This window comes from Longispora albida DSM 44784, from assembly GCF_000379825.1.
Taxonomy (GTDB): Bacteria; Actinomycetota; Actinomycetes; order Mycobacteriales; family Micromonosporaceae; genus Longispora; species Longispora albida.
The window spans coordinates 93,106-118,790 of record NZ_KB903816.1; the positions used below are offsets into that span (position 1 = coordinate 93,106).

At 70.5% G+C, this 25,685-nt stretch carries 26 protein-coding genes; 5 read left to right on the top strand and 21 right to left on the bottom strand.

Annotated features, from left to right (window positions below):
• Positions 1-69 precede the first annotated feature (69 nt).
• Positions 70-1,347: a beta-ketoacyl [acyl carrier protein] synthase domain-containing protein gene (locus A3G1_RS0109630; RefSeq protein ID WP_018349266.1), complete on the top strand. Its 1,278-nt coding sequence runs from the start codon at positions 70-72 to the stop codon at positions 1,345-1,347.
• 72 nt (positions 1,348-1,419) lie between these two features.
• Here the strand turns inward: A3G1_RS0109630 and A3G1_RS34045 are convergent, their stop codons facing one another.
• The 6 genes from A3G1_RS34045 to A3G1_RS0109660 all read right to left on the bottom strand — a co-directional run bounded on the left by A3G1_RS34045 (position 1,420) and on the right by A3G1_RS0109660 (position 6,996).
• Positions 1,420-2,682: an MFS transporter gene (locus A3G1_RS34045; RefSeq protein ID WP_018349267.1), complete on the bottom strand. Its 1,263-nt coding sequence runs from the start codon at positions 2,680-2,682 to the stop codon at positions 1,420-1,422.
• A gap of 33 nt (positions 2,683-2,715) precedes the next feature.
• The gene (locus A3G1_RS0109640) at positions 2,716-4,008 is read right to left on the bottom strand and encodes an APC family permease (protein ID WP_211216271.1); all 1,293 of its coding nucleotides are present in this window, start codon (positions 4,006-4,008) and stop codon (positions 2,716-2,718) included.
• A 76-nt stretch (positions 4,009-4,084) separates the two neighbouring features.
• A complete protein-coding gene (locus A3G1_RS0109645) occupies positions 4,085-4,549 on the bottom strand; it encodes a nuclear transport factor 2 family protein (RefSeq protein WP_018349269.1) in 465 nt (154 codons plus the stop codon).
• A gap of 10 nt (positions 4,550-4,559) precedes the next feature.
• Positions 4,560-5,162: a hypothetical protein gene (locus tag A3G1_RS0109650; protein WP_026211979.1), complete on the bottom strand. Its 603-nt coding sequence runs from the start codon at positions 5,160-5,162 to the stop codon at positions 4,560-4,562.
• Positions 5,163-5,185: 23 nt separating this feature from the next.
• Positions 5,186-6,457, bottom strand: a complete 1,272-nt coding sequence (locus A3G1_RS0109655; protein WP_018349271.1) for an ATP-binding protein — start codon at positions 6,455-6,457, stop codon at positions 5,186-5,188.
• Positions 6,458-6,573: 116 nt separating this feature from the next.
• Positions 6,574-6,996, bottom strand: a complete 423-nt coding sequence (locus A3G1_RS0109660; protein WP_018349272.1) for a DoxX family protein — start codon at positions 6,994-6,996, stop codon at positions 6,574-6,576.
• A gap of 149 nt (positions 6,997-7,145) precedes the next feature.
• Between A3G1_RS0109660 and A3G1_RS0109665 the strand changes: the two genes are divergently transcribed.
• The 4 genes from A3G1_RS0109665 (at position 7,146) to A3G1_RS34050 (ending at position 12,279) form a co-directional block, all read left to right on the top strand.
• Positions 7,146-7,739 (top strand): ECF transporter S component, encoded by a 594-nt coding sequence (locus A3G1_RS0109665; protein WP_018349273.1) that lies wholly within the window; start codon positions 7,146-7,148, stop codon positions 7,737-7,739.
• Between the two features lie 7 nt (positions 7,740-7,746).
• Positions 7,747-9,105, top strand: a complete 1,359-nt coding sequence (locus A3G1_RS0109670) for an ABC transporter ATP-binding protein (protein WP_018349274.1) — start codon at positions 7,747-7,749, stop codon at positions 9,103-9,105.
• On the top strand, positions 9,102-9,884 hold the full coding sequence (locus A3G1_RS0109675) for an energy-coupling factor transporter transmembrane component T family protein (RefSeq protein WP_018349275.1): 783 nt from the start codon (positions 9,102-9,104) through the stop codon (positions 9,882-9,884). Before A3G1_RS0109670 ends, A3G1_RS0109675 begins: the two co-directional genes overlap by 4 nt.
• Positions 9,885-9,966: 82 nt before the next feature.
• On the top strand, positions 9,967-12,279 hold the full coding sequence (locus tag A3G1_RS34050; protein WP_245563467.1) for a transglycosylase domain-containing protein: 2,313 nt from the start codon (positions 9,967-9,969) through the stop codon (positions 12,277-12,279).
• Positions 12,280-12,282: 3 nt separating this feature from the next.
• Here the strand turns inward: A3G1_RS34050 and A3G1_RS0109685 are convergent, their stop codons facing one another.
• From A3G1_RS0109685 to dnaJ, 15 genes are all read right to left on the bottom strand, one after another.
• Positions 12,283-13,065, bottom strand: a complete 783-nt coding sequence (locus A3G1_RS0109685) for an isoprenyl transferase (protein WP_018349277.1) — start codon at positions 13,063-13,065, stop codon at positions 12,283-12,285.
• Positions 13,066-13,068: 3 nt separating this feature from the next.
• The gene (recO, locus tag A3G1_RS0109690) at positions 13,069-13,830 is read right to left on the bottom strand and encodes a DNA repair protein RecO (RefSeq protein WP_018349278.1); all 762 of its coding nucleotides are present in this window, start codon (positions 13,828-13,830) and stop codon (positions 13,069-13,071) included.
• Positions 13,831-13,863: 33 nt separating this feature from the next.
• Complete coding sequence (locus tag A3G1_RS0109695; protein WP_018349279.1) at positions 13,864-15,264, bottom strand: hypothetical protein; 1,401 nt, start codon at positions 15,262-15,264, stop codon at positions 13,864-13,866.
• Positions 15,264-15,758 (bottom strand): SigE family RNA polymerase sigma factor, encoded by a 495-nt coding sequence (locus tag A3G1_RS0109700; protein ID WP_018349280.1) that lies wholly within the window; start codon positions 15,756-15,758, stop codon positions 15,264-15,266. The genes A3G1_RS0109695 and A3G1_RS0109700 overlap by 1 nt, the downstream gene beginning before the upstream one ends.
• A gap of 73 nt (positions 15,759-15,831) precedes the next feature.
• The gene (locus A3G1_RS0109705) at positions 15,832-16,371 is read right to left on the bottom strand and encodes a shikimate kinase (RefSeq protein ID WP_040477969.1); all 540 of its coding nucleotides are present in this window, start codon (positions 16,369-16,371) and stop codon (positions 15,832-15,834) included.
• A gap of 335 nt (positions 16,372-16,706) precedes the next feature.
• Positions 16,707-17,822, bottom strand: coding sequence for a GTPase Era (gene era, locus A3G1_RS34055; RefSeq protein WP_018349282.1), 1,116 nt, complete (start codon positions 17,820-17,822; stop codon positions 16,707-16,709).
• Positions 17,819-18,142, bottom strand: coding sequence for a cytidine deaminase (locus A3G1_RS0109715; protein WP_018349283.1), 324 nt, complete (start codon positions 18,140-18,142; stop codon positions 17,819-17,821). Before A3G1_RS0109715 ends, era begins: the two co-directional genes overlap by 4 nt.
• On the bottom strand, positions 18,135-19,400 hold the full coding sequence (locus A3G1_RS0109720; RefSeq protein ID WP_018349284.1) for a hemolysin family protein: 1,266 nt from the start codon (positions 19,398-19,400) through the stop codon (positions 18,135-18,137). The genes A3G1_RS0109715 and A3G1_RS0109720 overlap by 8 nt, the downstream gene beginning before the upstream one ends.
• Positions 19,393-19,866, bottom strand: a complete 474-nt coding sequence (gene ybeY, locus A3G1_RS0109725; RefSeq protein WP_018349285.1) for an rRNA maturation RNase YbeY — start codon at positions 19,864-19,866, stop codon at positions 19,393-19,395. The genes A3G1_RS0109720 and ybeY overlap by 8 nt, the downstream gene beginning before the upstream one ends.
• Before the next feature lie 55 nt (positions 19,867-19,921).
• Positions 19,922-20,941: a PhoH family protein gene (locus A3G1_RS0109730; RefSeq protein ID WP_018349286.1), complete on the bottom strand. Its 1,020-nt coding sequence runs from the start codon at positions 20,939-20,941 to the stop codon at positions 19,922-19,924.
• A gap of 333 nt (positions 20,942-21,274) precedes the next feature.
• Complete coding sequence (locus A3G1_RS0109735) at positions 21,275-22,621, bottom strand: serine hydrolase domain-containing protein (RefSeq protein WP_018349287.1); 1,347 nt, start codon at positions 22,619-22,621, stop codon at positions 21,275-21,277.
• Between the two features lie 48 nt (positions 22,622-22,669).
• A complete protein-coding gene (locus A3G1_RS0109740; RefSeq protein ID WP_018349288.1) occupies positions 22,670-23,017 on the bottom strand; it encodes a histidine triad nucleotide-binding protein in 348 nt (115 codons plus the stop codon).
• Between the two features lie 102 nt (positions 23,018-23,119).
• On the bottom strand, positions 23,120-23,596 hold the full coding sequence (locus A3G1_RS0109745) for a hypothetical protein (protein WP_018349289.1): 477 nt from the start codon (positions 23,594-23,596) through the stop codon (positions 23,120-23,122).
• A gap of 177 nt (positions 23,597-23,773) precedes the next feature.
• Positions 23,774-24,481: a 16S rRNA (uracil(1498)-N(3))-methyltransferase gene (locus A3G1_RS0109750; RefSeq protein WP_018349290.1), complete on the bottom strand. Its 708-nt coding sequence runs from the start codon at positions 24,479-24,481 to the stop codon at positions 23,774-23,776.
• A 63-nt stretch (positions 24,482-24,544) separates the two neighbouring features.
• On the bottom strand, positions 24,545-25,675 hold the full coding sequence (dnaJ, locus tag A3G1_RS0109755) for a molecular chaperone DnaJ (RefSeq protein ID WP_018349291.1): 1,131 nt from the start codon (positions 25,673-25,675) through the stop codon (positions 24,545-24,547).
• Positions 25,676-25,685 lie beyond the last annotated feature (10 nt).

The window sequence follows — 25,685 nt, forward strand, 5'->3', positions numbered from 1 at the left end:
GTTAATATTTACTAGTTTTGTCATGTTTTACACCGAACTGATCGGTGAGTGAGGTCCGGAGGGCGCGACATGCGGCAAGGCGAACCGATCGCGATCGTGGGCATCGGCTGCCGGTTCCCGGGAGCCTCCCATCCGGACGAGCTGTGGCGGCTGCTGCTCGACGGCTCTGACCAGGTCGTACCGGCCCCGCCGCCCGGCCGGCTGACCGGGACCCCTGATCTGCTCGATCCCAGGCCACGGACGCCGGGCCGGCTGGTCAGTACCGCAGGCGGTTTCCTGGCCGGCCTCGACGAGCCCGTGGCCGCGGCGATGCTCACCGAACGCGAGGCGCTGGCCGTCGACCCGCAGCACCGCGTGCTGCTGGCCGTCGCGGCCGACGCGCTCGCCGACGCTGGTACGGAGCCCGCCGCGATCGAGGGCCGTGAGGTCGGCGTGTTCATGGGGCAGAGCACCGGCGAGCACTGGGACACGCTGACCGGCCCCGCCGACATGTACTCGATCGCGGGTGCCGCCGCCCGCAGCATGGCTTCCGGCCGGATCAGCTACGCCCTCGACCTGCGCGGACCGTGCGCCACTGTGGACGCGGCCTGCTCCTCCGGTACCCTCGCCGTCCACCTCGCGAGGCAGAGCCTTCTGCTCGGCGAGTGCGACGTCGCCCTGGCCGGCGGCGTGAGCCTGGTCCTGGGTACCGACCACACTCTCGGCTACTCCGCCGCAGGCATGCTCTCGCCGACCGGGCGCTGCGCTTTCGGCTCCGACCACGCCGACGGTTTCGTGCGGGCCGACGGTGCCGCCGTCCTCGTCCTCAAGCCCCTCAGCCGCGCCCTCGCCGACGGCGACCGGATCCACGCCACGATCCTCGGCTCGGCACAGGCCAGCAAGGGCCGGACAGCCAAGGCCATCATCGCGCCGTCCGTCGACGGGTACCTCCAGGTCATCGACCGTGCCGCCGCCACAGCAGGAGTCAGCCCCGCCGACATCGGCTACGTCGAGGCGCACGGCAACGCCGCACCCAGCGGCGACACCCTCGAGCTCCAGGCCATCGGCGCGGCGATCGGCCAGCACCGGGCCAGCCCGTGCCTGGTCGGTTCCGTCAAGACCAACCTCGGCCACTCCGAGGCGGCCGGCGGGCTGGCAGGCCTGATCAAGACCGCCTACGCGCTCCGGCACCGCACGATCCCAGCCAGCCTGCACGCCCACCCGCCCACGAGCGCCGTCGACTGGGCCGGCCTCGGCATCGCACCCGTCACCCGGGCGACCACCTGGCCTGGCGAGCGGGCCGTCGCCGGGCTCAACACCTACGGGCTGTCCGGCACCTTCGTCCACCTCGTGCTCGGCAGGGCGTGACCGGTACTCGAAAGGGAGAAGCCCCGGCGGTGCCGGAGCACCACCGGGGCTGACTTCCCCTAGGAGTTACGTTCAGGCGGCGGCGAGCGCCGGGGCCTTCTTCACGGCCGGGGCCGGTGCCGGGGTGGCCAGGCCGACCGCGGCGGCGGGGAGCTTGCGCTCCAGGGCGGTGAAGCCGGTGGCCGCGGCGACCAGCGCGACGCCCATACCGATCCAGAGGACGCTGGCGTTCCAGCTCAGCAGGCCGGTGAAGGCCGCGGGGGCCAGGACGCCGGAGACCGAGTAGGACAGCTGGTGGAAGGCCATGTACCGGCCGCGGATCTCGGCGGGTGCCGCGTCCATCGCCAGGCCGTTCTCGCCGGCGCTGTAGAAGATCTCGCCGATGCTGTACACGGTCACCGCGAGAACCAGCAGCGCCACCCGGCCGTTGTCGATCAGGGCGGCCAGCGGGAAGAGCAGGAACGAGCCGCCGAAGAGCGCCGCGCCCAGAGCCGCGACCCGGGTACGCCGGGCGTTCTCCACCAGCCGGGACAGCGGGACGTTGCCGAAGGCGACCAGCGCGGTGTTCAGGCCGAAGAGGATGCCGATCCAGCTGGCCGAGATGCCGAGCGCGCCGGTGGCGTAGGCCGGGATCGCCAGGCTCAGCGCGGCGAACGCCAGGCCGCCGAGGACGTTCAGGCTGGTGAGGCCGAGGTACGGCTTGTCGGCGAACACGGTGCGGTAGCCGCCGGAGGACTTCGCGGCCTGCTCGGCGCGCTGGCCGCGGACCGCCAGGAGCAGGAGCCCGGCGAGGGCGAAGCTCGCGGCGTTGAGCACGGCGATCATGACGTACCCGGACTCGCCGCCCCCGGCGATCACCAGGCCGGCCAGCAGGCCGCCGACGCCGAGCCCGCCGTTGCGGATGCTCCGGGACAGCGCGCGCAGCCGGTCGCGCTCCTTGCCTTCCGTGATCTCGGCGATCATGCCCTGGTTGGACGGGAAGAACAGCTTGTCGCCGATGGTGGCCAGGATGGCGACCGCGAGGAAGGCGGCGAAGTTGCCGGCCGCCAGGTACCCGACGAAGGCCACCGCGCGGATCGCGTAGCTGGCCAGCAGGACCGGCCGGGAGCCGAACCGGTCGATGCCGATCCCGGCGAGCGGGGTGGCGAGCACCCCGACCAGCGCGGCGATCGACAGGCCGGCCCCGACGGACGCGAGGGACAGGCCGCTGACGGTGTGGAAGAACAGGAGGGTGAAGGGCAGGTACAGCCCGGTGCCGACCGAGTCGACGATCATGCCGGCCGCGAAGGCGTACCGGGCTGTGCGGGTGGAGGGGGAAGCGGCGGGGGAAGTCATGCGAAGAGCTTCGGAAGTGAAGCTCACTTCAACTCAAGCGGATGTGGTGACCGCCACTTCCCGCTCGGCCTCCGCGTCCAGAGCGGCCCGCCGTGACCTGGTGAGCCGCAGGTAGAGCAGGCACGCGGCGGAGACGAGGATCGGCGCGAGCAGTGCCTGCGCCGAGAACGGGACGACGATCAGGCAGCACACGGCCGCGATGATCGAGGCCCAGCGCCCGACCGGGTCCGTCCACAGGAGCTTGACGCAGGCCAGGGTCACGAAGACGTAGATGAAGATGCCGAGGGTCACCGGGCCGAGGATCATCTTGTTCACGTCGATCTCGCCGAAGTAGCCGACGGCCAGGGTGCCGACCGTGGTCACGAAGAAGAAGATCGTCGAGCGGTACGGGACGCCGCGCCTGCTGACAGCGCCCAGCCAGGCCGGCATGGTGCCCTCGCTGGCCAGGGCGTAGCCGAGGCGGGCCGCGCTGGCCAGGTACACGTTGACGACTCCGGCCACGACGATGCATGCGACCACGCCCGTGATCACCCCGGCGCTGACCCCGAGGGACTTGTTCATCAGGACGGTCAGCGGGGCGTCGTTGCCCTTCGTGGTGCCGTAGGTGCGGGTACCGATCGTGACGAAGGCCAGCGCCAGGTACACCACGGCCACGATCACCAGGGCCGTCCACGTGGCCCGCATGACGTCGCGGGGCCGGCGGAACTCCGGCACGAGACTGGTCAGCGACTCCCAGCCCAGGAACGCCCAGAACACGAGGACAGCGGCGCTGCCGATCGCCGGGACGCCGTGCGGGGCGAAGGGCTCGAAGGCGGCACCCTCCACATGGGGTACAGCGAAAACGATCGTGGCGACCAGCATGACGAGGACGACGGCGCTGAACACCAGCGAGGCGTTGCCACTGACCTTGAGCCCGCCCAGGTTCAGCACCACCGGGATCACGGTGAACCCGAGAGCGAACAGATACACAGCGTCACGGCTCCAGCCGAGCGGCGCGCCCAGATACCCGGCGCCGGTCAGCGAGACCGGCGCCCAGCCGATCGCGACCCAGACGAAGTAGAACCAGCCGATCAGGGCGCCCGGCGTCCGCCCGAAGGCCTGCCGGACGATCGTCGCCACCCCGCCGAAGTCGTTGTAGCGGATGGCCAGCCGGACGAGTGCGTAGACGAGCGGCACGCTGAGCAGGCACAACGCCAGCCACGACACCAGCGAGGCCGGGCCTGCGATGTTCGCGGCGTGCCCGGGGAGGATCAGGACCCCGGTCCCGAGAACCAGGCCGACGAACATGGCGACGCCCTGGAGATAACTGAGCTTGGCAGACTTCACGCCCCACTGTCGCTGGTGGACAGTGCGAAGAGCAAGCTAACTGTGGGCGATGTCGATCATTGATCCTCCGCTGTGGTCACCTGGCCGCCATATACGCATTGAGCTGTTTGCGTACCTTGCGGCGGAGGATGCCCGGCCCGCCCGGCAGCCTGGTGAGCAGCCGGCCGGGGCCACCGAGCGCCTGCCGCGCCCAGGCGTCGAGGTCGAAGGCGTCCACGTGGTCGATGATCCGGCCGTCGTCGGCGAAGCGGTATGCGGCCTTGACCTCGTTGAGCACCGGCCGGCCGCCGACGGTGTACGCGGCGGACCAGTGGGCCAGCGCCCGGCCCTCTCCCGTGACGCGGATGTCGGCGACCTGGGCGCGCAGGTCCTTGCTGCGGCCGGTCAGCATCCGCCACATCGCGCCGATCTCCTCGCCGTGCAGGTCGAAGAGCGGATCGCGGAACCGGGCCTGCGGGTGGTAGCAGGCCGCCATCGCGGACCCGTCCCGGGCGTCCAGTGCCGCGTACAGGGTCTCGATCGTCTCCGCAATATCGGACATATAGTGCAGCCTACCGGGACCGGAGCCCCAATGTGGCCAGCTCCAACAGGGCCAGCCGACCGATCGTCCCCTCGTCCCCCGAGCGCCAGCCGCCCGCCGGGTCGGGATCGGCTCTGGTGAGCTGCTTGAGCGTCGCCGAACTGAGCGCCCGCAGCGCCAGCAGGTCCAGCCCACCCGGCAGGTCACGCAGCCGGACGGCCGTCCGCGCCCGGTACACCCAGCGGACGCGGAGGAACAGCCACAGCGCCAGCACCGGGACCACAGCACCGACGACGACCGCGATGGCGGCGAAGAGCGCGACCTGGCCGATGGTCTCCGTACCCTCCTGGCCGCTCTTCGCGATCGACTGCGCGACCCCGGCGGCGTCCGCCAGCTTCTGGCCGAGGGTCTTGCCGACCAGCGGGATGTCCCGTGCCGAGTCGGCCGCGCCGTTGAGGCTGCCCTCCAGCCGCGTGCCGTCCTTGGTGACGGCCTGGGTGACCCTGTTGAGTTCCTGGATCGTCTGGTGGATCAGGTACGCGACCCAGCCCCAGAGCGCGGCCCAGGCCAGGGCGCAGAGGTCGGAGACGATCTGCCGGGTACGGCGGGCGGGCAGTTCCGCATACACCTTCATGGCTTCCATTTCACCGCAGCGAGCTACCCGATTCGGCCATCCGGGCCGGAACTGGCAGGCGATGTCCACAACGCCGAGATGGGCAGGCAGGTGAGACCGGGGCCGAAACTCAGTGATTCCTCCCCGCAGTACAGGACGAAGCCGGCGTGGAACCTGCTGCCGAGCCGCCGTTGCAGCATCCTGAGACCGGCGAAGTCGTTGCCACGGACCGTCTCGGCGGCCTTCACCTCGATACCGACCACCGAGCCGCCGTTGTCCTCGATGATCCCGTCTACTTCGTACTGGTCGCGGTCCCGATAGTGGTAGAGCCGCGCGGAGGTCCGCGCCCAGGTGAGCTGCCGGGCGATCTCGCCAAGCGCGAAGTTCTCGATCAGTCCCCCGACCGGCGCGTCACCGACGGCTCCCGAGGTCAGGTAGGACGCGAGCCCGGAATCCCGGAAGATGATCTTCGGGGTGGACACCGCCCGCGTCGTCGCGTTGGCAGACCAGCCGGGGATCAGGTTGATCAGGTAGATCGTCTCCAGGATGTCCACATAGTTTCGGACAGTCGGCTTGGTGATGCTCAGCTCGCTCGCCAGCCGGCTCAGGTTGACGAGGCCGCCGGTCTGCGCAGCGAGCAGCGCGACAAGCCGCCGCATGTCGCCGTGCCGTTCGATGTCCGCGACCTGCTTCACGTCCCGGGCGATCAGGTCGGCGAGGTAGCCGTCGAAGAAGCGTTCCCTGCGGCGCGGAACCTCACGGCGAACAGCCTCGGGGTATCCGCCACGCGCCGCCCTCGCCACATAGTCCTTGCGCCGCAGCCCGGCGCTGACCGCTCTCAGCTCGGCTCCCTCGGCGAACGCCGCGTCGACGAACCCGTCCGGCTCGCCGTCGATCTCCCCCTGCGAGAGCGGCCACAGTTCGATCGTCTCGGACCGTCCGGGCAGCGCATCGGGAAGACTGCTCAGAGCGAGGAGCCGGGCCGAGCCGGTGAGCAGGAAACGCCCCGGCCGGGGATCACGATCCACGAGATTCTTGATCGCCAGCCACAGGTCCGGTACGCGCTGGACCTCGTCGATCAGCATCAGGCCTTCGTGACGGATGAAACGCACGGGATCCTCGGAAGCGGCAGCCCTGGTACTGGGATCGTCGAGAAAGCGCGTCACCGCGCCCGCCGACCGCTTGAGGACCACCTCGGCCAGGGTGCTCTTACCAACCTGGCGAGCCCCGTTGATCACGACAACCCTGGTGTCTTCGAGGGCTTCGCTGATCAGCTCAGAGGCCCGTCGTGGAAGGTAGTCACCCGCTTTGCGCATGGGCTCCACTTTACATCTGCCGGGTAGTTGAGTTTACATTTGCCGAAGGGGTGGCTTTACGTTTGCCGGGTGTTTTGTCCCGGTAACGTGAAGCCACCCCTTCGGATGACGGGCGGTCAGGCGGTGCGGGGTTCCGGCTGGCGGCGGAGGCGGGTGAGGAGCGCGCGGGTGCTGGCGTGGCGGCCGCGGGCGATCAGCAGGAAGATGGCGCCGAGGACGACGGTCGTGATCGCGATCGGCTCCTGGCCGGGGAGCAGGAACAGGTTGGTGAGGGTGGCTCCGGCCATCACGCCGGCCAGGCCGAGGGCCGCGAGCCCGGCCAGCGGCGGGATCAGCAGGCCGATGCCGCCGGCCAGCTCGCACACCCCGGTCAGCACCCGGAACCACTGGCCGAAGCCGATCGTCTCGAAGCTCTGGACCATCAGCGGGTCGCCGAGCAGCTTCGGGGCCGCCGCCCAGACGAACAGGAGGCCGAGCACGATCTGGCCGGTCCACAGGAGGACGCTGGTTACCTTGCGGGGCTTGGCGTTGGTCGTCATCTCGGTTACCTCCACTGTGTACTCGCTGCTCTCACAGGGATAGACCAGCGCCGGGGCGGGAACTCATCGCGGCGAGCGGAAAAAGTTCCGGGGAATCTTCCTGCTAGCGTGAGCGGCCCAAACCCCTCAGATCCTGGGAGAATCACACCATGCGACCAGGCACGCACAGCAGCAGATGGCGCACTCTGGACATCGTCGTCGTCGCGGTCCTCGCCGTGGCCTTCGGCGTGATCTTCTGGGGCTGGGCGGCCGTGTGGGCGGCGACCGAGCCGGTCTTCGCCGGGTTCCCGCCGGCCCAGGCCCTGCTGTACGGGGTGTGGCTGCTTCCGGCCGTGCTGGCCTTCCTCGTGGTCCGCAAGCCGGGCGCCGCGGTGCTGACCGAGTTCCTGGCAGCCGCGATCTCGGCGGTGCTCGGCAACAAGTGGGGCATGACCGTCCTCTTCCAGGGCTTCCTCCAGGGGCTGGGTGCCGAGATCGTGTTCGCGGCCTTCTTCTACCGGGTCTACCGGCTGCCCGTCGCCGTGCTGGCCGGTGCGGCCGCCGGGATCGCGGCGACGGTGTTCGACCTGGTCGTCTGGTACCCGACGTACGCGTGGGGCAGTTTCAAGCTCCCGTACCTGGTGGCTGGCACGATCAGCGCAGCCGTCATCGCCGGGTTCGGCGGCTACTTCCTGACCAGGGCGCTGGCGCAGACGGGCGTGCTGGACAGGTTCCCGTCCGGCCGGGACCGCGACCTGGTGTGACCGGCCGATGATCCGGCTGCGGGGGTTCGGCTGGCGGCACGGCGGGCGCAGGGCCTGGGCCGTCCGGGGGCTCGACCTGGAGATCGAGCGGGGCGAGCGGGTCCTGCTGCTCGGGCCGTCTGGCGCTGGGAAGTCCACGGTGCTGGCCGCGATCGCCGGGCTGCTGCCCGCCGACTCCGGCGAGCAGGAGGGCACGATCGAGATCGATGGCCGGCCGGGCATCCTGTTCCAGGACCCGCAGAGCCAGCTCGTGATGGCCAGGGCCGGCGACGACGTGGCGTTCGGCCTGGAGAACACCGGTACCCCGGTCGCGGAGATCTGGCCGCGCGTGGACGCCGCGCTGAACCGGGCCGGGTTCCGCCACGGCCGCGACCGCCTCACGCACGAGCTGTCCGGCGGCGAGCAGCAGCGGCTCGCCCTGGCCGGGGTGCTCGCGCCGGAGCCGCAGGTCCTGTTGCTCGACGAGCCGACCGCCAACCTCGACCCGGCCGGGGCCGCCGGTGTCCGCGAGGCGATCGCGAACGCCACCGAGGGCACGACGATGCTGCTGGTCGAGCACCGGGTCACCGAGGTGCTGCCGCTGGTCGGCCGGGTGGTCGTGCTGGAGGCTGGCGGGGGCGTGCTGGCCTCCGGTACACCCGAAAAGATCTTCGAAGCCCACGGTGAGGCGCTCGCCGCGGCAGGCGTCTGGGTGCCGGGATTCGCCGCGCCCGTTTTTCACCGCGACAACGATCCAGGTCAAGAGCTGCTGCGCGGCACCGATCTGTCCCTGCGCTATCCGGGCGCCTCCCGGCCGTCATTGACCGGCGCCAATTTTTTTGTACGGGAGGGTGAGGTCCTCGCGCTGGCCGGCCCGAACGGCTCGGGCAAGTCGACCCTCGCACTCCTGGCCGGCGGCCTGATCGCGCCCACCGCCGGCACGCTGACCTCTCCCCTGGCCTCCGGTGCCCCGCACCGCTGGCCAGCCAGGGAACTGACCACCCGGATCGGCTCGGTGTTCCAGAATCCGGAGCACCAGTTCGTGACGCGCCGGGTGATCGACGAGCTGACCCTGTCGGCCACTCCCGCCCGCGCCGGGGAACTGCTTGACCGGCTGCACCTCACCCATCTGGCCAGGGCCAACCCGCACACCCTCTCCGGCGGCGAGCAGCGCAGGCTCTCGGTCGCGACGGCGCTCGCCGCAGCCCCCCGCCTGCTGGTGCTCGACGAGCCGACCTTCGGGCAGGACCTGCGTACCTGGCGCGAGCTGGCCGGCCTGATCGCCGAGCTGCGTGCCGCCGGGCACGGGCTCATGATCGTGACGCACGACGAGGCGTTCCTGGCGGCGTGCGCCGACCGGGTCATGACGCTGGCGGCTGCCGTATGAGCTTCGCCGAGCCGCTGGTGACCCGGCAGACCGCGCTGTCCCGGCGCAGCCCGGTCGCCAAGCTGGGCGCGGCCACGATCCTGTCCCTGGCGCTGCTCAGTACCCTCGACCCGGTCGCACCGGCTGTTGCGCTTGCCGGGGAGCTGCTGGTCATCCCCTACTTCGGCGTACCACTGGGCCGGCTCATGCGCCGCTGCTGGCCGCTGTTCCTCGCCGCCGCCGGCCTGGTCCTCACCACGGCGCTGTTCACGGCCGAGCCGACCGGGGACCACCTCTTCTGGACCGTCACCACCGGCTCGATCGGCAGCGGGCTGAGCCTCGCGCTCCGGCTGGTCGCTGTCGCGCTGCCAGGTATCGCGGCCTTCGCCACCATCGATCCGACCGACCTGGCCGACGCGCTGATCCAGCAGCTCAAGGTACCGCCGAGGTTCGCGATCGGGGCGCTGGCGGCGTTGCGCCTGCTGCCGTTGCTGGCCGACGAGTGGCGGCTGCTGGTCCTGGCCCGGCGGGCGCGGGGGCTGGCGGCGCGCGGGCCGGTCTCCGGGGCCCGGCTGTTCGCGGGGGTGGCGTTCGCCCTGCTGGTCGGCGCGATCCGGCGCGGGGTGCGGCTGGCGGTGGCGATGGACGCCCGGGGTTTCGCCTCCGGTACACCCAGGACGAATGCGCGAAAGCGGCCTTTTACTGCAAATGATGCATTAGTCCTGTTCGGAGCGGCCGTACTGGCGGCCCTCGCCCTCGGAGTGAGCGTGGCCACAGGATCGTTCCACGCGATTCTCTAGCCGCGAGGTTGCACCCTGTGACGGTAATCCCGCTTCGTCGGACCGGCTCGTTGAACGGCTTCGATCGTGCCAGTCTCGGTGGGTGCGTTCCTTAGGCAAATTCTCGAAGCTCCTCGCCCTGCTCATGACCGGTGGCCTCGCCGCGGTCGTGGTCGTGGCGCTGGTGCTGCCGGTGGCGATCTCCGGGGGCCTGCTCACCAAGGTGGCCGCCGGTGACTTCAAGGACCTGCCGGAGGCGCTCAAGAACCCGCCGACCCCGCAGAGCAGCTACATCTACGCCTCGGACGGCAAGACACTGATCACGTCGTTCTTCGACCAGAACCGGCGTGACGTGTCCTACGAGGAGATCCCGCAGGTGATGCGGGAGGCCATCGTCGCGAGCGAGGACACCCGGTTCTACGAGCACAAGGGCGTGGACCCGAAGGGCGTGCTGCGCGCGTTCGTCAGCAACGTCGGCTCGGGCGGGGTCTCGCAGGGCGCTTCGACGCTCACCATGCAGTACGTCCGGAATGTACTGCTTTACACCGCGAACTCCGAAGCCGAGCAGAAGGCCGCCACCGAGCAGAGCGCCGGCCGCAAGCTCCAGGAGATGCAGTACGCGCTGTCCGTCGAGAAGGAACTGTCCAAGGAAGAGATCCTCCGCCGGTACCTGAACCTGGCGTACTTCGGCCACGGCGCCTACGGCATCTACTCGGCCAGCCAGACGTACTACTCCAAGAACCCGAAGGACCTCACGCTCGACGAGGCCTCGCTCCTGGCCGGCCTGGTCCAGGCGCCGGACACCTACGACCCGGCCAAGAACACCAAGGACTCCGCCGACCGGCGGGGCTGGGTGCTCAAGCGCATGGTCGACATGAAGTACGTCGACGAGGCCGCCGCCACCGCAGCCCAGGCCAAGCCGGTCACCCTCAAGCTCAAGAACGCGCCGGACGACTGCCTGGCCAACGCCAGCGGCGACAAGGCCGGCTGGGGCTTCTTCTGCGGGTACTTCAAGGAGTGGTGGCTGGCCCAGCCGGCCTTCGGCGCCACGACCGCCGACCGGCAGGCGAACCTGCAGCGCGGCGGGTACACCATCGTCACCTCCCTCGACCCCGACCTGCAGCGGGCGGCGGAGAAGAACATCGCCGACCAGCTCAAGAAGGACAACCCGCTCGCGATGAACCTCGCGGTCGTCGAGCCAGGTACCGGCCGGATCAAGGCGATGGCCACCAACCGGAACTACTCCGTCGACATCGCGAACAACGGCAGGAACACGGCCGGCGAGCAGTACGGCAAGGGCAGCTACCCGAACACCGTGAACCCGCTGGTCGCCGGCGGCAAGGCCGCGTCCGGGTACCAGGCCGGCTCGACGTTCAAGATGTTCACGATGCTCGCCGCGCTCGAACAGGGCATGCCGTTGAGCACGGCGTTCGACTCGCCGACCAAGTACAGGACGAAGTTCCCGGTCGAGCCGGGCCCCGCTGCCTGCGACGGCCGCTACTGCCCTGCCAACTCGTCTCCGAGCTGGATGGACGGCCGGCGGACCATGTGGGACGCGTTCGGCCGCTCCGTCAACACGTACTTCGTGTGGCTGGAGGAGCAGGTCGGGCCGGAGAAGGCCGTCGAGATGGCCAAGCGGCTCGGCATCCAGTTCCGGGCGAAGACCGACGCCGACCTGGCGAACAACCCGTCCCAGTGGGGTGCCTTCACGCTGGGCGTGTCCTCCACGTCCCCGCTGGACCTCGCCAACGCCTACGCCACCCTGGCCGCCGAGGGCACGTACTGCACGCCGCTGCCCGTCACCTCGGTCACCGACCACAAGGGCGAGCAGCTCGACGTGGCCCAGCCCAAGTGCACGAAGGTCCTCGACCCGGACATCGCCCGCGCCGCCACGGACGCGGCCCGCTGCCCGGTCGGCGACCAGAACTCGTTCGGCAAGTGCAACGGCGGCACCGCGGAGATCGTCCGCTCCACTGTGGGCCGGGACGTGGCGGGCAAGACCGGTACGTCGGACAAGGACTCGACCGGCACCCTGGCCGTCTACACCCCGAACCTCGCGGTGGCCGGGATCGTGGCCGACCCCGACAACCCGCAGAACTACGCCGGCTCGGCGAACGCCCAGAAGGTCAACCTGGCCGTGGCCCGTACCGTCCGCGACGGCGTGAAGGCCCTGCCCGACAAGGACTTCAACCCGCCGTCGCGGAAGATCGCACTCGGCTCGCAGGGCAACCCCGACAACCGGCGGGCGGAACGCGAGGAGTCGGCCACCGTGCCGACCCCGACCGTCAACCCGCCGGCCCCGCCCTCGCGGAACCCGTCGGCGCCGCCGAGCCAGAAGCCCCCGGCCACCGGCTTCCCCACGAACTTCCCCACGAACCTCCCGACGGCGAAGCCGACCGTCCGGCCCCGGCTCTAGTCCTTACACCGGGGCGACCGGGTTGGGGATGGCGCCGCCGAACCTGCGGTCACGCTGGGCGAACAGCTCACACGCGTACCACAGGTGGCGGCGGTCGAAGTCGGGCCACAGCACGTCGAGCGAGACGAACTCCGCGTACGCCGCCTGCCAGATCAGGTAGTTCGACAGCCGCTGCTCGCCGGAGGACCGCAGGACGAGGTCAACATCCGGGACATCCGGGCAGTACAGGTACTTCTGTATCGTCTTCTCGCTGACCTTGTCGGCCTTGAGCCGCCCGGCTGCGATATCGGCCGCCATCTTCGCCGCCGCGTCGGCGATCTCGGCCCGCCCGCCGTAGTTCACGCAGAACTGCAGGGTGAGCTTGGTGTTCCGCTTGGACATCTCCTGCGCGATCTCCAGCTCGTTGATCACGCTCCGCCACAGCCGGGGACGGCGGCCGGCCCAGACGATCCGCACGCCCATCGCGTTCAGCTCGTCGCGGCGCCGCCGGATCACATCCCGGTTGAAGCCCATCAGCCAGCGGACCTCCTCGGGGGACCGCTTCCAGTTCTCCGTGGAGAACGCGTAGGCCGACAGATTCGGGATGCCCAGCTCCAGCGCGCCCTCGATCACGTCGAACAGGGAGGTCTCACCCTGCGTGTGCCCGGCGGTCCGGGGCAGGCCGCGCTCCTTGGCCCAGCGGCCGTTGCCGTCCATGATGATCGCCACGTGCTTCGGGATCGCGTCCTTCGGCAGGGCGGGCGGCCGGACGCCCGACGGGTGGGGGGCCGGCGGGGAGTAGGTCACTGCTCACTCCTTCATCGTGCGGTCAACCAGCGGCAACGAGCGTAGCGCCCGCTCCAGGTGCCACTGGAGATGAGCCGCCACCAATCCACTGGCCTCCCGCCGAATCCCCACATCACTGGCATCTGCCCGCTTCCAGTCGCCGCTGGTCAGGGCGGCCATCAGGCCCAGAGTGGCCGGCGCGGGCCTGGCGGCGCCGGGAGGCTGGCACGCCGGGCACACCGACCCGCCCGAGGGCACGCTGAAGGCCCGGTGCGGGCCAGGGGTGGCGCAGACCGCGCACTCGGTCAGCGCCGGCGCCCAGCCAGCGGTGGTCATCGCCCGGAGAAAATACGCATCCAGTACCAGAGGGGGCGCGTGCTCCCGCACCGCCAGCGCCCGCAGCGCCCCGAGGGTGAGCTGGAACAGCCGCAGGGCGGGCTCGCTCTCCACGGGAGTGAGCCGCTCGGCGGTCTCCGCGACGGCCGAGGCCGCCGTGTAGCTCGGATAGTCCTGGGTGATCCGCCCCGCGTACAGCTCGACGGCCTCGGCCTGCGCGACGGTGTGCAGGCCGGCCCGGCCCTCGGCGATCTGGAGCTCGACGTGGCCGAAGGGCTCCAGCCGGGCGCCGAACTTCGAGCTCGTCCGGCGCACGCCCCGCGCCACGGCCCTGATCCGGCCCGTCCGGCGGGTGAGCAGGGTGATGATCCGGTCGGACTCGCCCAGCCTCTGGACACGGAGCACCACCCCGTCGTCCCGGAAGAGCCTGCTGCGATACCCCTGCGCCACCCGCCTATTGTGCCCGCCCGGTACGACAGTCCTTTACCGGCGGCTGAATCTGCGCAGGACCACCAGCCAGCGGACCAGCAGCCCGAGCACCACCAGGGCGAGCAGCGGGACGGCCAGCAGGAAGCTCAGCAGCGGCCGGGCCGGGAACGGCCCCGGCTCGACCGGCTCGCCGCCGAACCGGCCGAGTTCGATCATGCGCCCGGCGATGTCGTAGCTCAGCACCCCGTCCACCGGCTCGATCAGGCCCAGGTTGACCGTGCCCCTGCGGCCGACGCCGATCACGGCCGCACCGCCCACCTCCCAGAACCCTGCGTCGTCGGGGCTGTCCGCGAACGGCGGCCTGCCCGACCGATCCGGCTGGTAGACCACGGTCACGGGGCTGAAAGCCTGCCGCCAGCCGACGACCCGGACCGCCATCCCGGACACCGCGTTCAGCTCCGGGTCCGGCGCGTCCGTCCCGTCCCTGGCCCACAGGCTGTGCAGGGTCCACTTCCGGGCCCCGAGCTGGGCCGGGGTGCACCGGCTGGTGCAGCCGTCGTGCCGGGCGATGGTCAGCTTCTCGCCGAAGAACGCTCCCGGTCCGGCCAGGAACTCCTGCGGGCTCAGCTCACGCGACCAGGAGCTGGCGCCGGTCATGTCGTGCACGCTCACCGTCCGTCCAACCTGGACGGCGACCCTGGGCAATTCGCTCGCGGAGAACGCCATCGCCGAGACCCTCCTGAACCGCTGTGTATCCGGGACAGGCACCAGCGGGACGACCGGCCCGCCATTGACCGGTACGAGTGCCAGCACGCCAGGCAGCACGTCACCGCCGAGATACGGCCCGTGGCAGATCGCCACCACCCTGTCACCGGCCCAGCCGAGCGGCTGCAGGCAGTCCGTCCCTTCGAGCTTGCGGTTGAGCGCCCTGTCCTTGCCCGTTTTCAGGTCTGTGATGGTGATGCCGTAACTCGCGACGTACCGGCCGTCCGCGGAGAGCTGCGCGTCGACCCCTGCCATCGACTCGGCTCCGCCCTGCAGGATCATCCGGTACTGGCCGTCCGGCCCGACCACCGCGATCTTCCCCTCGTGGTCGAGCAGGTCCGGGCCGCGCAGGCCGGGTGCGGCATCCCCGCTGAACAGCATCGACGCGGCCCCCGGCGGCGACTGGTCCACAGTGGCCTGCCACATCCACGGCTCGAACACCCGGCGCGGCACCATCACGGGCTCACCGTTACGGCGTTCGCCCAGATCCCCGGGTGGTACGCGGGTGGTGTCCCGGCCAGCCAGCCACGGCACGAGCACCGCGACGAGCAGCACAGCCAGGCACAGCGCGCCAGCCTGGGCCAGCCACGCCCGGTACCGCATCCGCCGCCCCCGCCGCCACAGGTCAGCGGGCAGCCGGGCCGGTGGCATCCGCTCGGCGAGCCCGCGGAGCATGTCAGACGTCTCCATCAGTACCTCCCGCTCAGCTCGGGTGCCAGCACACGCAGCCGGGCCAGCGCGTCCCGCACGCTGCTCTTCACAGTGGACACCGAGCAGCCGAGCGCCTCGGCCGTCGCGACCTCCGTCATGTCCTCGTAGTACCGCAGCACCAGCACGGCGCGCTGTTTCCTGCTCAGCCGGGCGAGCGCGGCACGCACCATGAACGCGGTCTCCACCCCGGCGGCGTGGTCGGGCACAGCCCGCTCCGGCGGCTCGGCGTACAGGTCGGTACCACGCCAGCGCCGCCGCCACACCGACACGTGCTGGCTGTACATGACCCGGCGGACATACGCGTCCGGATCGCCGCCCGCGATCACGCGTTCCCAGTGCCGGGCGACCCGGACCAGCGTGATCTGCACCAGATCCTCGGCGTGATGCCGGTCGCCGGTCAGCAGGTACGCCACCCGGGACCAGGCGGCCAGCCGGCCGGCCACGTACTCCCGGAACGAATCCTCAGCGAGCACACTCACCTCCCTGCCCTCTTCCACGCCCGGCACCCCGCCGCCGGGTGGGTACGGGAGCAAGGAACTCCGGGCGTCAGGAACTCCGGGCGAGCAGGCGCCGGGCGTCGGCGTCGCTGGCGATCCGGACGAAGTCCAGCCGGGCGTTGGCCGGGTCGGCTGCGGCACGCCGATACCGCTCCCGGTACTCCGCGTGCTTCACCCAGGCCCAGGCGATCACCGAATTCTCCGGCGCGGACCGGCCGAACGGCCACAACCCGCGCACCGGCTCCCGGTTACCGTTCCAGAGCAGCTCACGGCGCAGCGCCCGCCCGTACGTCCGCCGCGTCACCCGCCAGATCACCTGCCAGCGCGGCCGGTCGAACCAGACGACGGTGTCAGCGCGTTCCCAGATCAGCTCGCGGGTCAGCTTGTAGTTCCCGTCGATCACCCAGCCGTCCCCCGCCGCCAGCTCCGCCACCCGGGCCTGGAACTCCCCGGCGTCCAGCGGCTCCCAGCCCTCCTGGTGATAGACCGAGTCGAGCTCGAGATACGGCACACCCAGCCGGGCGGCCAGCTCCCGCCCCAGCGTCGTCTTACCGGAACCCGGCGTACCCACCATCGAGACTCTGCGCATGACCGGCCAGCCTAGCCCCCGATCCCCGGCCACACCGGCCCCTTTTTCAGGCCTGCCGCCATCTGGCCTGCTTCTCACCCGTGTATTTCGTGCAGCGGTACAGCGCACCCGTCTTGCTGCGGCCGAGCGCGCCCTCCGGCGATGAGTTCTGCGGTACTGCCGGGAAGGTGACCGGCTGACCGTTTCCGGGTGACTCCGGTACCCGGATCAGCGAGCCATACTCGGCCGTCCAGCCACAAAGGCGGCGGCCGGCTCTTGTGGACCCCGTCGCGGGTACAAAGGAAAAAGTCCGGTCACCGGCAGGGCCAGTGACCGGACTGAGGAGCTGGAGCGGGTCAGAACCCGAGCCGGCGCAGCTGCTTGGGGTCGCGCTGCCATTCCTTCGCGACCCGGACGTGCAGGTCAAGGAAGACCTTCGTGCCAAGCAGCGACTCGATGCCCGCCCGGGACGTGGCACCGACGTCACGCAGGCGGCTGCCCCGGTGACCGATGATGATCGCCTTCTGCGAGTCCCGCTCGACGTAGAGGTCCGCGAAGATCCTGGTCAGGTTGCCCTCGTCGTGGATCTCCTCGACCACCACGGCGATCGAGTGCGGCAGCTCGTCGCGCACGCCCTCCAGCGCGGCCTCGCGGATCAGCTCGGCGATCAGGACCTGCTCCGGCTCGTCGGTGACCGCGTCGTCCGGGTAGAGCTGCGGAGACTCGGGCAGGTGACGGGTCATCACGTCGAGCAGCACGTCGACCTGCTCGCCGGACACCGCGGACACCGGCACGATGTCGGCGAAGACACCCAGCTCGGTGACCGCGAGGAGCTGCTGGGCGAGGCGTTCCTTGCTGACCAGGTCCGTCTTGGTCACGACGGCGATCAGCGTGGCCTTCAGCCCGCTGATCTCGCTGGTGATGAACTTGTCGCCCTTGCCGATCTCCTCGTCGGCCGGGATGCACAGGCCGATCACGTCGACCTCGCTCCACGTCTGGCGGACCAGGTCGTTCAGCCGCTCGCCGAGCAGGGTGCGCGGCCGGTGCAGGCCGGGCGTGTCGACCAGGATGAGCTGCGCCTCCGGCCGGTGTACCACGCCACGGATCACGTGCCGGGTCGTCTGCGGCTTGTTGCTCGTGATCGCGATCTTCTGGCCGACCAGGGCATTCGTCAGCGTGGACTTGCCGGCGTTCGGCCGGCCGACGAAACACGCGAACCCGGCCCGGAACCCGGCACTGGTCTTACCGACACCGGTACCGGACGGCTGGGCCTTCGGGGCCTGCTTCGGGGTCAGCGAAGGCTCGCGTTCCCGGACGACCGGGCTGGTCTGCTTGCCGGTCGGCTTCTGCTTCTTCGCGGCGCCGTCAGCCTTCTTCGGGCCCGGCTTCCACGAGGACTTCTTCTTCTCCTTCGGGTACCAGTCGTTCCCGGCGCCCTCTGGGCCCTTCCCTGACGGCTTGCGGGCGCTCATACGGTGCCCATCAGCGTGCCGGCCGGGTCGGCCACGTGCAGCGGCGCGTCAGCGGACACGTCACGGACGGCGGCCAGGCCAGCCTGGTCGACCTCCGAGCCCTCGGTCACCACGACCGCTGCCTCGAACTTCGCCGCGCCAGCCGACACCGCCTGCGCGACGGCACCCTGCAACGCGGACAGGCTCAGCGAAGGCAGCTTCACCGTCGCCGCCGCGTACGTCCGGCCGTCGCCGTCGCGCACCGCGGCCCCCTCGGCGGCGCCGACACGCGCGCGGGCCGCCTTGGCCAGCGTGATCAGCTTCAGGTCTTCCTCAGTCATCTTCGCTCTCCCCAACGGGTACCTGGTGCACGAGCACGGTATCGATCCTGTTCCGGCGGCCCGCCGTGCCCTCGGCCGTCAGCTCCAGCCCCGCGACGACGGCCTGCGCGCCGGGGATCGGCACCCGGCCGAGCGCCTGGGCCAGCAGCCCGCCGACCGTCTCCACGTCCTCGGCGGCGATCTCGATGCCGAACAGCTCGCCCAGATCCTCGGTGGACAGCCGGGAACTCACCCGGATCCGGCCGTGGTCGAGCTGCTCGACCGGCGGCCGCTCCACGTCGTACTCGTCGGTGATCTCCCCGACGATCTCCTCGAGGATGTCCTCGATCGTGACCAGCCCGGCCGTGCCGCCGTACTCGTCGACCACGATCGCGAGGTGGTTGCGGGCGGCCTGCATCTCCCGCAGCAGGTCGTCCACCGGCTTGGACTCCGGGACGAACTCCGCCGGGCGCATCAGCTCGCTGACCGGCAGCTCCGGCCGGTCCAGCCGCCGGATGATGTCCTTGAGGTAGATCACGCCCAGCACGTCGTCCACGCTCTCCCCGATCACCGGGATGCGGGAGAAGCCGGAGCGGATCGCCAGCTGCATGGCCTGCCGGAGCGCCTTACGGGACTCGATCCACACCATGTCCGTCCGGGGCACCATCACCTCGCGCGCGATGGTGTCACCCAGCTCGATCACCGAGTAGATCATCGTGCGCTCGTCGTGGTCGACCGTCCCGCGTTCCTCCGCGAGGTCCACCATCTCCCGCAGCTCGGTCTGCGTCGAGAACGGCCCCTCCCGGAACCCCTGCCCGGGCGTCACCGCGTTACCCACGATGATCAGCAGCCGGGCCAGCGGGCCGAGCGCCCTGCCCAGCCAGCGGACCACTGGCGCGGCCGTCTGGGCCACCGGGTACGCGTGCTGGCGGCCGAGGGTCCTCGGGCCGACCCCGACCAGCACGAAGCTGACCACGGTCATCGAGGCCGCCGTCACCGCCGCGGCCTTCCAGCCCAGCGACCAGGTGTCGAACGTCACCAGGGCCACCAGGGCCGTCGCGGTCAGCTCGGCGGCGAGGCGGAGCAGCATGAGCAGGTTCTGGTAGTACGGCTTGTCCATCGCCACGGCGTGCAGCGACTGGCCGCCACGGGCACCGGCCCGGACCAGCTCCGCGCACCTGGCGGGAGAGACAACCGTGATAGCGGCGTCGGCGGCCGCGAAGAGCCCGGCGAAGAGCACCAGGCCGACCGCGACCGCCAGCAGAGTGAGATCAGGCATTGTCCCGGCTCGCCCGCCAGCCGCTGAGCAGCTTGGCCTGGAGGGCGAACATCTCCTTCTCTTCCTCCGGCTCGGCGTGGTCGTAGCCGAGCAGGTGCAGCACACCGTGCACCGTGAGCATGTGCAGCTCGTCGTCCGTGGAGTGCCCGGCGGTCACGGCCTGCTTGGCCGCCACCTCCGGGCACAGCACGATGTCACCGAGCAGGGCCGGCTCCGCCTGGTCGGACGCGGCACCCGGACCGCGGTCCACCGTCATCTCGTCCATCGGGAAGGCGAGCACGTCGGTGGGACCGTCGCCGCCCATCCACCGGTTGTTCAGCTCCGCCATGTACTCGACCTCGACCAGCAGGATCGACAGCTCGGCGAGCGGGTTGATCCCCATCTCGTCGAGCGCGTACCTGGCGACGGCGAGGATCGGGTCCGTAGCGGTCTCGATGCCGGACTCGTTCGCGATCTCGATGGACACGTGCTCACTCTCAGGTTCGTGCTGGGGCACCGGGGGAACTCCCCCGGCACCGTGGCTAGCGCCTGCGGCCCTGCTGCCGGTTGGGCAGCGGGTGCGGCCTGGTCTCCTGACGCGTCTCGTCCCACTTGGCGTAGGCGTCGACGATGTCACTGACCAGCCTATGGCGTACCACATCAGCACTCGAAAGCTGGGCGAAGTGCACGTCGTCCACGCCGTCGAGAATCTCCCGGATGATGCGCAGCCCGCTCGCCGTGCCGTTGGGCAGGTCGACCTGGGTCACGTCACCGGTCACCACGATCTTCGAGTTGAACCCGAGCCGGGTGAGGAACATCTTCATCTGCTCCGGCGTCGTGTTCTGCGCCTCGTCGAGGATGATAAAAGCATCATTAAGGGTTCTACCCCTCATATATGCCAGCGGCGCGACCTCGATCGTGCCGTTCTGCATGAGGCGCGGGATCGACTCCGGGTCCAGCATGTCGTGCAGGGCGTCGTAGAGCGGCCGCAGGTACGGGTCGATCTTGTCGAACAGCGTGCCCGGCAGGAAGCCCAGCCGCTCGCCGGCCTCGACGGCCGGGCGGGTCAGGATGATCCGGGTGACCTGCTTGGACTGGAGGGCCTGGACGGCCTTGGCCATCGCCAGGTACGTCTTGCCGGTACCGGCCGGGCCGATGCCGAACACGATCGTGTTCTCGTCGATCGAGTCCACATACCGCTTCTGGTTCAGGGTCTTGGGGCGGATCGTCTTGCCGCGCCGGGACAGGATGTTGAGGGTCAGCACCTCGGCCGGCCGCTCGTTCCCGCCCTGCTCGATCATGCCGACGGTGCGCCGCACGTCGTCAGAGGTCAAGGATTGGCCTTTCTCGATCAGCTCGATCAGCGTGGTGAAGACCCGCTCCGCGTGCGCGTTGTCAGCGGCCTCACCCGTGATGGTGATCTCGTTGCCCCGGACCAGCACATCGCTCTTCAGGGACTTCTCGACAAGTTTGAGCAGTTCGTCACCGGGGCCCAGCAGCCTCACCATCAGGCTCGGATCGCGCACGGTGACCTTGGTCTGCACCCGGGGTGTCTCGGACATACGCCGGCCCGCTGAGGGCCTGTCCCACCTGCTCTCCCTGACCTGGCCGGCCCAAGACCGGCGCCGTTACCGATTCCACCATCGTATCGGGCATTCGCACACATGGCCTGCTTGATTTAGCGTGGTCATCGGGTGCTGGGAGCACCCGGCGAAGGCCCGGAGGCGCGCGGCGTCCCGTGATCAGAACGGGAACGTGGCGGGGGAATCGTGAGCCGCCCGGCCCGCCGGGCCGGGGTCTCCCCCGGCGATGACGAGCTGACGCCGCGCGAAGTGGACTGTGCCGGACGCCAGCCCGCCGGGCAACACGATTTTCGTGTACCGGCGGCCGGCCGGCTACCGGAAGGAGTGCCCGTCGAAGGCCTGCTGGTCGCGGGTGAAGCGGTACGTGGCCCAGTGCATCCGGACGACGGTGCCGCTGGCGTCGCGGGTCAGGCGGAGCTGCTCGCCGGCCTCACGGCCGGAGACGGTGCGCAGCACGTCGGCGGACTCCACGGCGAAGACCGACGGCGGCTTGTTCGCGGGGGCGCCGGCGGGCCGGGCGACGAGAGCGCCCTTCTCCCAGCGGAAGACATGCTCGAAACCCTCGCCCCACCAGCGGCCGAGGACGCTGCGGAACTCTGCGGGCACTTCCTCACCCGGTACCCAGGGGGTGACGTCAGCGGGGTCGGCGGCCACCGACGCGGCGAGCAGTTTGTTCGGCAGGTCGACGACGGGGTCGCCGTTGCCGGCCGAGCCGAAGGCCGCAGCGCCCATGCCGCGCGGGGTACCCGGGCCTCGGCGGCCGAAGACACCGGCCAGGAAGCCCGGCATCGCGCCGTCGTGGCCGACGTGGACGATCCGGTCGCCCTGCGGCAGCAGGATCACGCCGAGGCCGAAGCCGGCCGCCCAGGCCGCGTCGTCCACTGTGGTCACCGGCCAGCAGGCCTCGTCGAGGGTCGAGGGCTTCAGCACCGCGCCGTCCGGGTCGATCCCGGCCGGGTCTGCGAGGAAGGCCGCCCAGCGGGCCAGGTCCGTCGCGGTACCCCAGAGCTGCGCGGCCGGGGCCACGGCCGCCATGTCGACGGGCGGCTCGGGCCGGGCGTAGTCGGAGTAGGCGTCGACCTGGTACCCGATAACGGCGTCCTCACCGGGGCTCACGGTCACGGACTCCAGCCCCAGCGGGGCGAGCACGAGGTCGTGCAGGATCTCGGCCCACGTGCCGCCGCGCAGCTTGGCGACGGCGAGCCCGGCCAGCGCGAAGCCCAGGTTCGAGTAGTGGAACTGGCGGGCAGACGGGAGCACCTGCTCGGCCAGGTCGAGCTGGGCCAGCAGCTCGGCGGTACCGGGCGGCTGGAGCGTGTCCCACACGTCGCCGTACGGCTCGCGCTGGAGGCCGGCCGTGTGGCTCAGCAGCCGCCGGAACGAGTGCTCGCCGTGGGACGGCACGTCGAGGTGCTTGCCGACCGGGTCGTCGAGGTCCAGCAGGCCGGCGTCGCGGGCCTGGAGCACCAGGACGGCCGTGAAGGTCTTCGTCACCGAGCCGATCCGGAACAGGCTGCCCGGGCCGAGCGGCCGGCCGGTACCCGAGCTGCCGACGCTGAACTCCCAGGCCGGCCGGTGTGCGCGCACCAGGGCCGCCTGCACGGCGGGAATCCGGCCAGAGGCTTGGGTATCGCGGACCAGCCGCTCCAGCTCCTTCATGGCGGCGACGGTACCAGCAGGCGGGACGGAATTGACCTATGTCACGGTTCAGTGAAGGTCGAGACCGGACGGGCCGAGCGGCTTGCCGCCGATCACGTGCAGGTGGGCGTGGAAGACCGTCTGGCCGGCGTCGGCACCGGTGTTGAAGACCAGCCGGTAGGAGTCGATGCCGTCCTGCTTGGCCACGTCGCCGGCGGCCGCGATCAGCTCGCCAGTCAGGGCCGGCGCGGCCTGAGCCAGCTCGACGGCGTTCGCGTAGTGCGCCTTCGGCACGATGATCACGTGCGTCGGGGCCTGCGGGGAGATGTCACGGAAGGCGAACAGGTGCTCGGTGTCGAGCACGACGGTGGCCGGCAGCTCCCCGGCGACGATCCGGCAAAACAGGCAGTCAGTCACGGGAGCGATCCTACTCAGCAGAGCAACGGGGTCACCGGGTAGCGGCCGGTCCAGCTTGTGCGCAGCAGGTACAAAATCATGCTCTTCGGTTTTGGTGCTTTGTCAGCCGCGGACCGTGAAGTTGCCGCTGGCGGTCTCCGACATCGGGGCCATCCCGGTGCAGGGCGGAAGGTCGCCCATGTGCGCGAGCTGCCAGGAGGCACCCAGCCGGTCGTGCCGTCCCTGATCGTGCACGGTCAGGCCGATCCGCACCCCGAGCGGCATCCGGGGATCGGAAGCCCAGGTCACCCGGCCCGTCATGACAGCGACCTGGCCGCCGACCTGGAGACAGTCCACCTCACCGGTGAACGACGCCTCCTCGCCGCCCTCCTTGTGCCGGATGCGGAAGGTGCCCCGCGCGGCCTGGTCCACCCCACGGGCGTCGATCGTGAAGTCGAGCTCAGCTTCGGTCGTTGTCTTGAGGCGTACCGAGCCGGTGAGGCTGGGCTCGCGAGGAGCCGTGGGGGCGGTCGCCACGGCGGGCGTGGCGGCTGCGAGGAGAACAGTGACGGCGAGTGTCGAAACAGCGATCGGTCTCATGTCCACATAGTCCAGAGGTGGCACTGTGGAGACGCTGAGCCCAGCTCAGGCTCCGCTCAGCTGGCCTTGATCTGTTCTTGATCTGGCTCTTGATCTGACCTGAAGTGGCCCGCCCACACCGGGTCCAAACGGCCTCCGACGCGCAGTCCAGCGTCGTCCACACCGGGTCCAAACGGCCTACCAGCGGCGGAGGCGGGCGGAGAGGATCGAGAGGGCCGCGACGCCAGCCGTCGAGGTGCGCAGGACCGTGGGGCCCAGGCGGACCGGGATGGCACCCTTGTCGGCGAAGGCGAGAACCTCAGCCGGGTCGATGCCACCCTCCGGGCCGACCACGATGGTCAGGTCACCGGCCGGCAGCGGAACCGTCGACAGTGGAACGTCGGCCTCCTCGTGGAGGACGAAGGTCGGGGCGATCTGCGCGGTGGCGTGCAGGCCGGAGACGACCGGGAACCACATCCGGCGGGACTGCTTGCCGGCCTCGCGGGCCACGGCACGCCACTTCTCCAGGGACTTCGCGCCGCGCTCGCCCTTCCAGTGGGTGATCGCGCGCGCCGCGTGCCACGGGATGATCTCGTCGACGCCGACCTCGGTCATCGCCTGCACCGCCAGCTCGGCCCGGTCGCCCTTCGGCAGGCCCTGGACGACGATCAGGCGGGGGCTGGGGGCCGGCTCGGTGTCGTACTGCTCGACGCGGAGATCCAGCGCGCCCTTGTGGGCCGCGATGACCACGCACACCGCGCGCGCACCCTGGCCGTCGCCGAGCAGCAGCCGCTCGCCGGCCCGCAGGCGCTGCACGTCGGCGGCGTGCTTGCCCTCGGGGCCGTCGAGCCGGAAGACCTGGCCGGCCGCCGGTACCGACGCGCAGAGGAAGAGAGGAAGACTCACGGCACGCCTCCACAAGAGATCCAGCTCAGCCGGGAACCCGGCTGAGCTGGGGACCGATGAAGTTTATTTGAGCGCGTCCTTGACCCGCGAGAAGAACCCGCCGGCCTGCTTGGAGACCTCGACGATCTCCTCGCCCCGCGCCTTGGCGAACTCGCGGAGCAGCCGCTCGGACTCGGCGTCCAGCTTGGTCGGGGTCTTCACGTCGAGATGGATGCGGATGTCGCCCCTGGTGCCGCCGGTGCCGATGTTCCGCAGGTGGGTGACACCCTTGCCCTTGATCCGGACCTCGGTACCCGGCTGGGTGCCCGGCCGGATCTCCACCGGCTCCTCGCCGTCGAGCGTCTTGATCGTGATCTGGGTACCGAGGGCCGCGGCCGTCATCGGCACGGACACGGTGCAGTGCAGGTCGTCGCCCTTGCGGGTGAACACCTCGTGCCGCCGCTCGTGGATCTCGACGTACAGGTCGCCGGCCGGGCCGCCACCCGGGCCGACCTCACCCTGGCCGGACAGCCGGATCCGCATGCCGTCCTCGACGCCGGCCGGGATCTTCACGGTCAGGCTGCGGCGGGACCGGACCCGGCCGTCGCCGGCGCACGTCGCGCACGGGCTGGGGATCACGGTGCCGAAACCCTGGCAGGCCGCGCACGGCCGGGCAGTGACCACCTGGCCGAGGAAGGTCCGCTGGACGCTCTGTACCTCGCCACGGCCCTGGCACATGTCACAGGTCACCGGGTGCGTCCCGGCGGCCGTGCCCTCGCCCTCACACGTCCCGCAGACCACGGCCGTGTCCACCGTGATCGGCGCCTCGACGCCGAACGCCGTCTCGGTCAGGTCGAGGTCGAGCCGGAGCACAGCGTCGGCGCCGGCCCTGACCCGCGACCGGGGGCCACGGCTGGTCGAGTTGCCGAAGAAGGCGTCCATGATGTCCTGGAACCCGACGAACGGGCTCCCGCCCGGCGGCATGCCACCGCTGTTCGGCGACAACGGGTCGCCGCCCAGGTCGACCATCTGCCGCTTCTGCGGGTCGGAGAGGACCTCGTAGGCTGCGCTGATGTCCTTGAACTGCTCCTGAGCCTCCGGAGCCGGGTTGACGTCCGGGTGGTACTGGCGGGCCAGCTTCCGGTACGCCTTCTTCAGCTCGTCTGGGCTCGCGTCACGGCTCACGCCGAGAATCGCGTAGTAGTCCTTGGCCACTGTCGTCCTA

What these genes read in the sequence shown, in the direction of transcription:
- A3G1_RS0109630 (WP_018349266.1), top strand. Translation starts at nt 70, where the DNA reads ATGCGGCAAGGCGAACCGATCGCGATCGTGGGCATCGGCTGCCGGTTC.
- A3G1_RS34045 (WP_018349267.1), bottom strand. Translation starts at nt 2,682, where the DNA reads ATGACTTCCCCCGCCGCTTCCCCCTCCACCCGCACAGCCCGGTACGCC.
- A3G1_RS0109645 (WP_018349269.1), bottom strand. Translation starts at nt 4,549, where the DNA reads ATGTCCGATATTGCGGAGACGATCGAGACCCTGTACGCGGCACTGGAC.
- A3G1_RS0109650 (WP_026211979.1), bottom strand. Translation starts at nt 5,162, where the DNA reads ATGAAGGTGTATGCGGAACTGCCCGCCCGCCGTACCCGGCAGATCGTC.
- A3G1_RS0109655 (WP_018349271.1), bottom strand. Translation starts at nt 6,457, where the DNA reads ATGCGCAAAGCGGGTGACTACCTTCCACGACGGGCCTCTGAGCTGATC.
- A3G1_RS0109660 (WP_018349272.1), bottom strand. Translation starts at nt 6,996, where the DNA reads ATGACGACCAACGCCAAGCCCCGCAAGGTAACCAGCGTCCTCCTGTGG.
- A3G1_RS0109665 (WP_018349273.1), top strand. Translation starts at nt 7,146, where the DNA reads ATGCGACCAGGCACGCACAGCAGCAGATGGCGCACTCTGGACATCGTC.
- A3G1_RS0109670 (WP_018349274.1), top strand. Translation starts at nt 7,747, where the DNA reads ATGATCCGGCTGCGGGGGTTCGGCTGGCGGCACGGCGGGCGCAGGGCC.
- A3G1_RS0109675 (WP_018349275.1), top strand. Translation starts at nt 9,102, where the DNA reads ATGAGCTTCGCCGAGCCGCTGGTGACCCGGCAGACCGCGCTGTCCCGG.
- A3G1_RS0109695 (WP_018349279.1), bottom strand. Translation starts at nt 15,264, where the DNA reads ATGGAGACGTCTGACATGCTCCGCGGGCTCGCCGAGCGGATGCCACCG.
- A3G1_RS0109705 (WP_040477969.1), bottom strand. Translation starts at nt 16,371, where the DNA reads ATGCGCAGAGTCTCGATGGTGGGTACGCCGGGTTCCGGTAAGACGACG.
- era (WP_018349282.1), bottom strand. Translation starts at nt 17,822, where the DNA reads ATGAGCGCCCGCAAGCCGTCAGGGAAGGGCCCAGAGGGCGCCGGGAAC.
- A3G1_RS0109715 (WP_018349283.1), bottom strand. Translation starts at nt 18,142, where the DNA reads ATGACTGAGGAAGACCTGAAGCTGATCACGCTGGCCAAGGCGGCCCGC.
- A3G1_RS0109720 (WP_018349284.1), bottom strand. Translation starts at nt 19,400, where the DNA reads ATGCCTGATCTCACTCTGCTGGCGGTCGCGGTCGGCCTGGTGCTCTTC.
- A3G1_RS0109730 (WP_018349286.1), bottom strand. Translation starts at nt 20,941, where the DNA reads ATGTCCGAGACACCCCGGGTGCAGACCAAGGTCACCGTGCGCGATCCG.
- A3G1_RS0109735 (WP_018349287.1), bottom strand. Translation starts at nt 22,621, where the DNA reads ATGAAGGAGCTGGAGCGGCTGGTCCGCGATACCCAAGCCTCTGGCCGG.
- A3G1_RS0109745 (WP_018349289.1), bottom strand. Translation starts at nt 23,596, where the DNA reads ATGAGACCGATCGCTGTTTCGACACTCGCCGTCACTGTTCTCCTCGCA.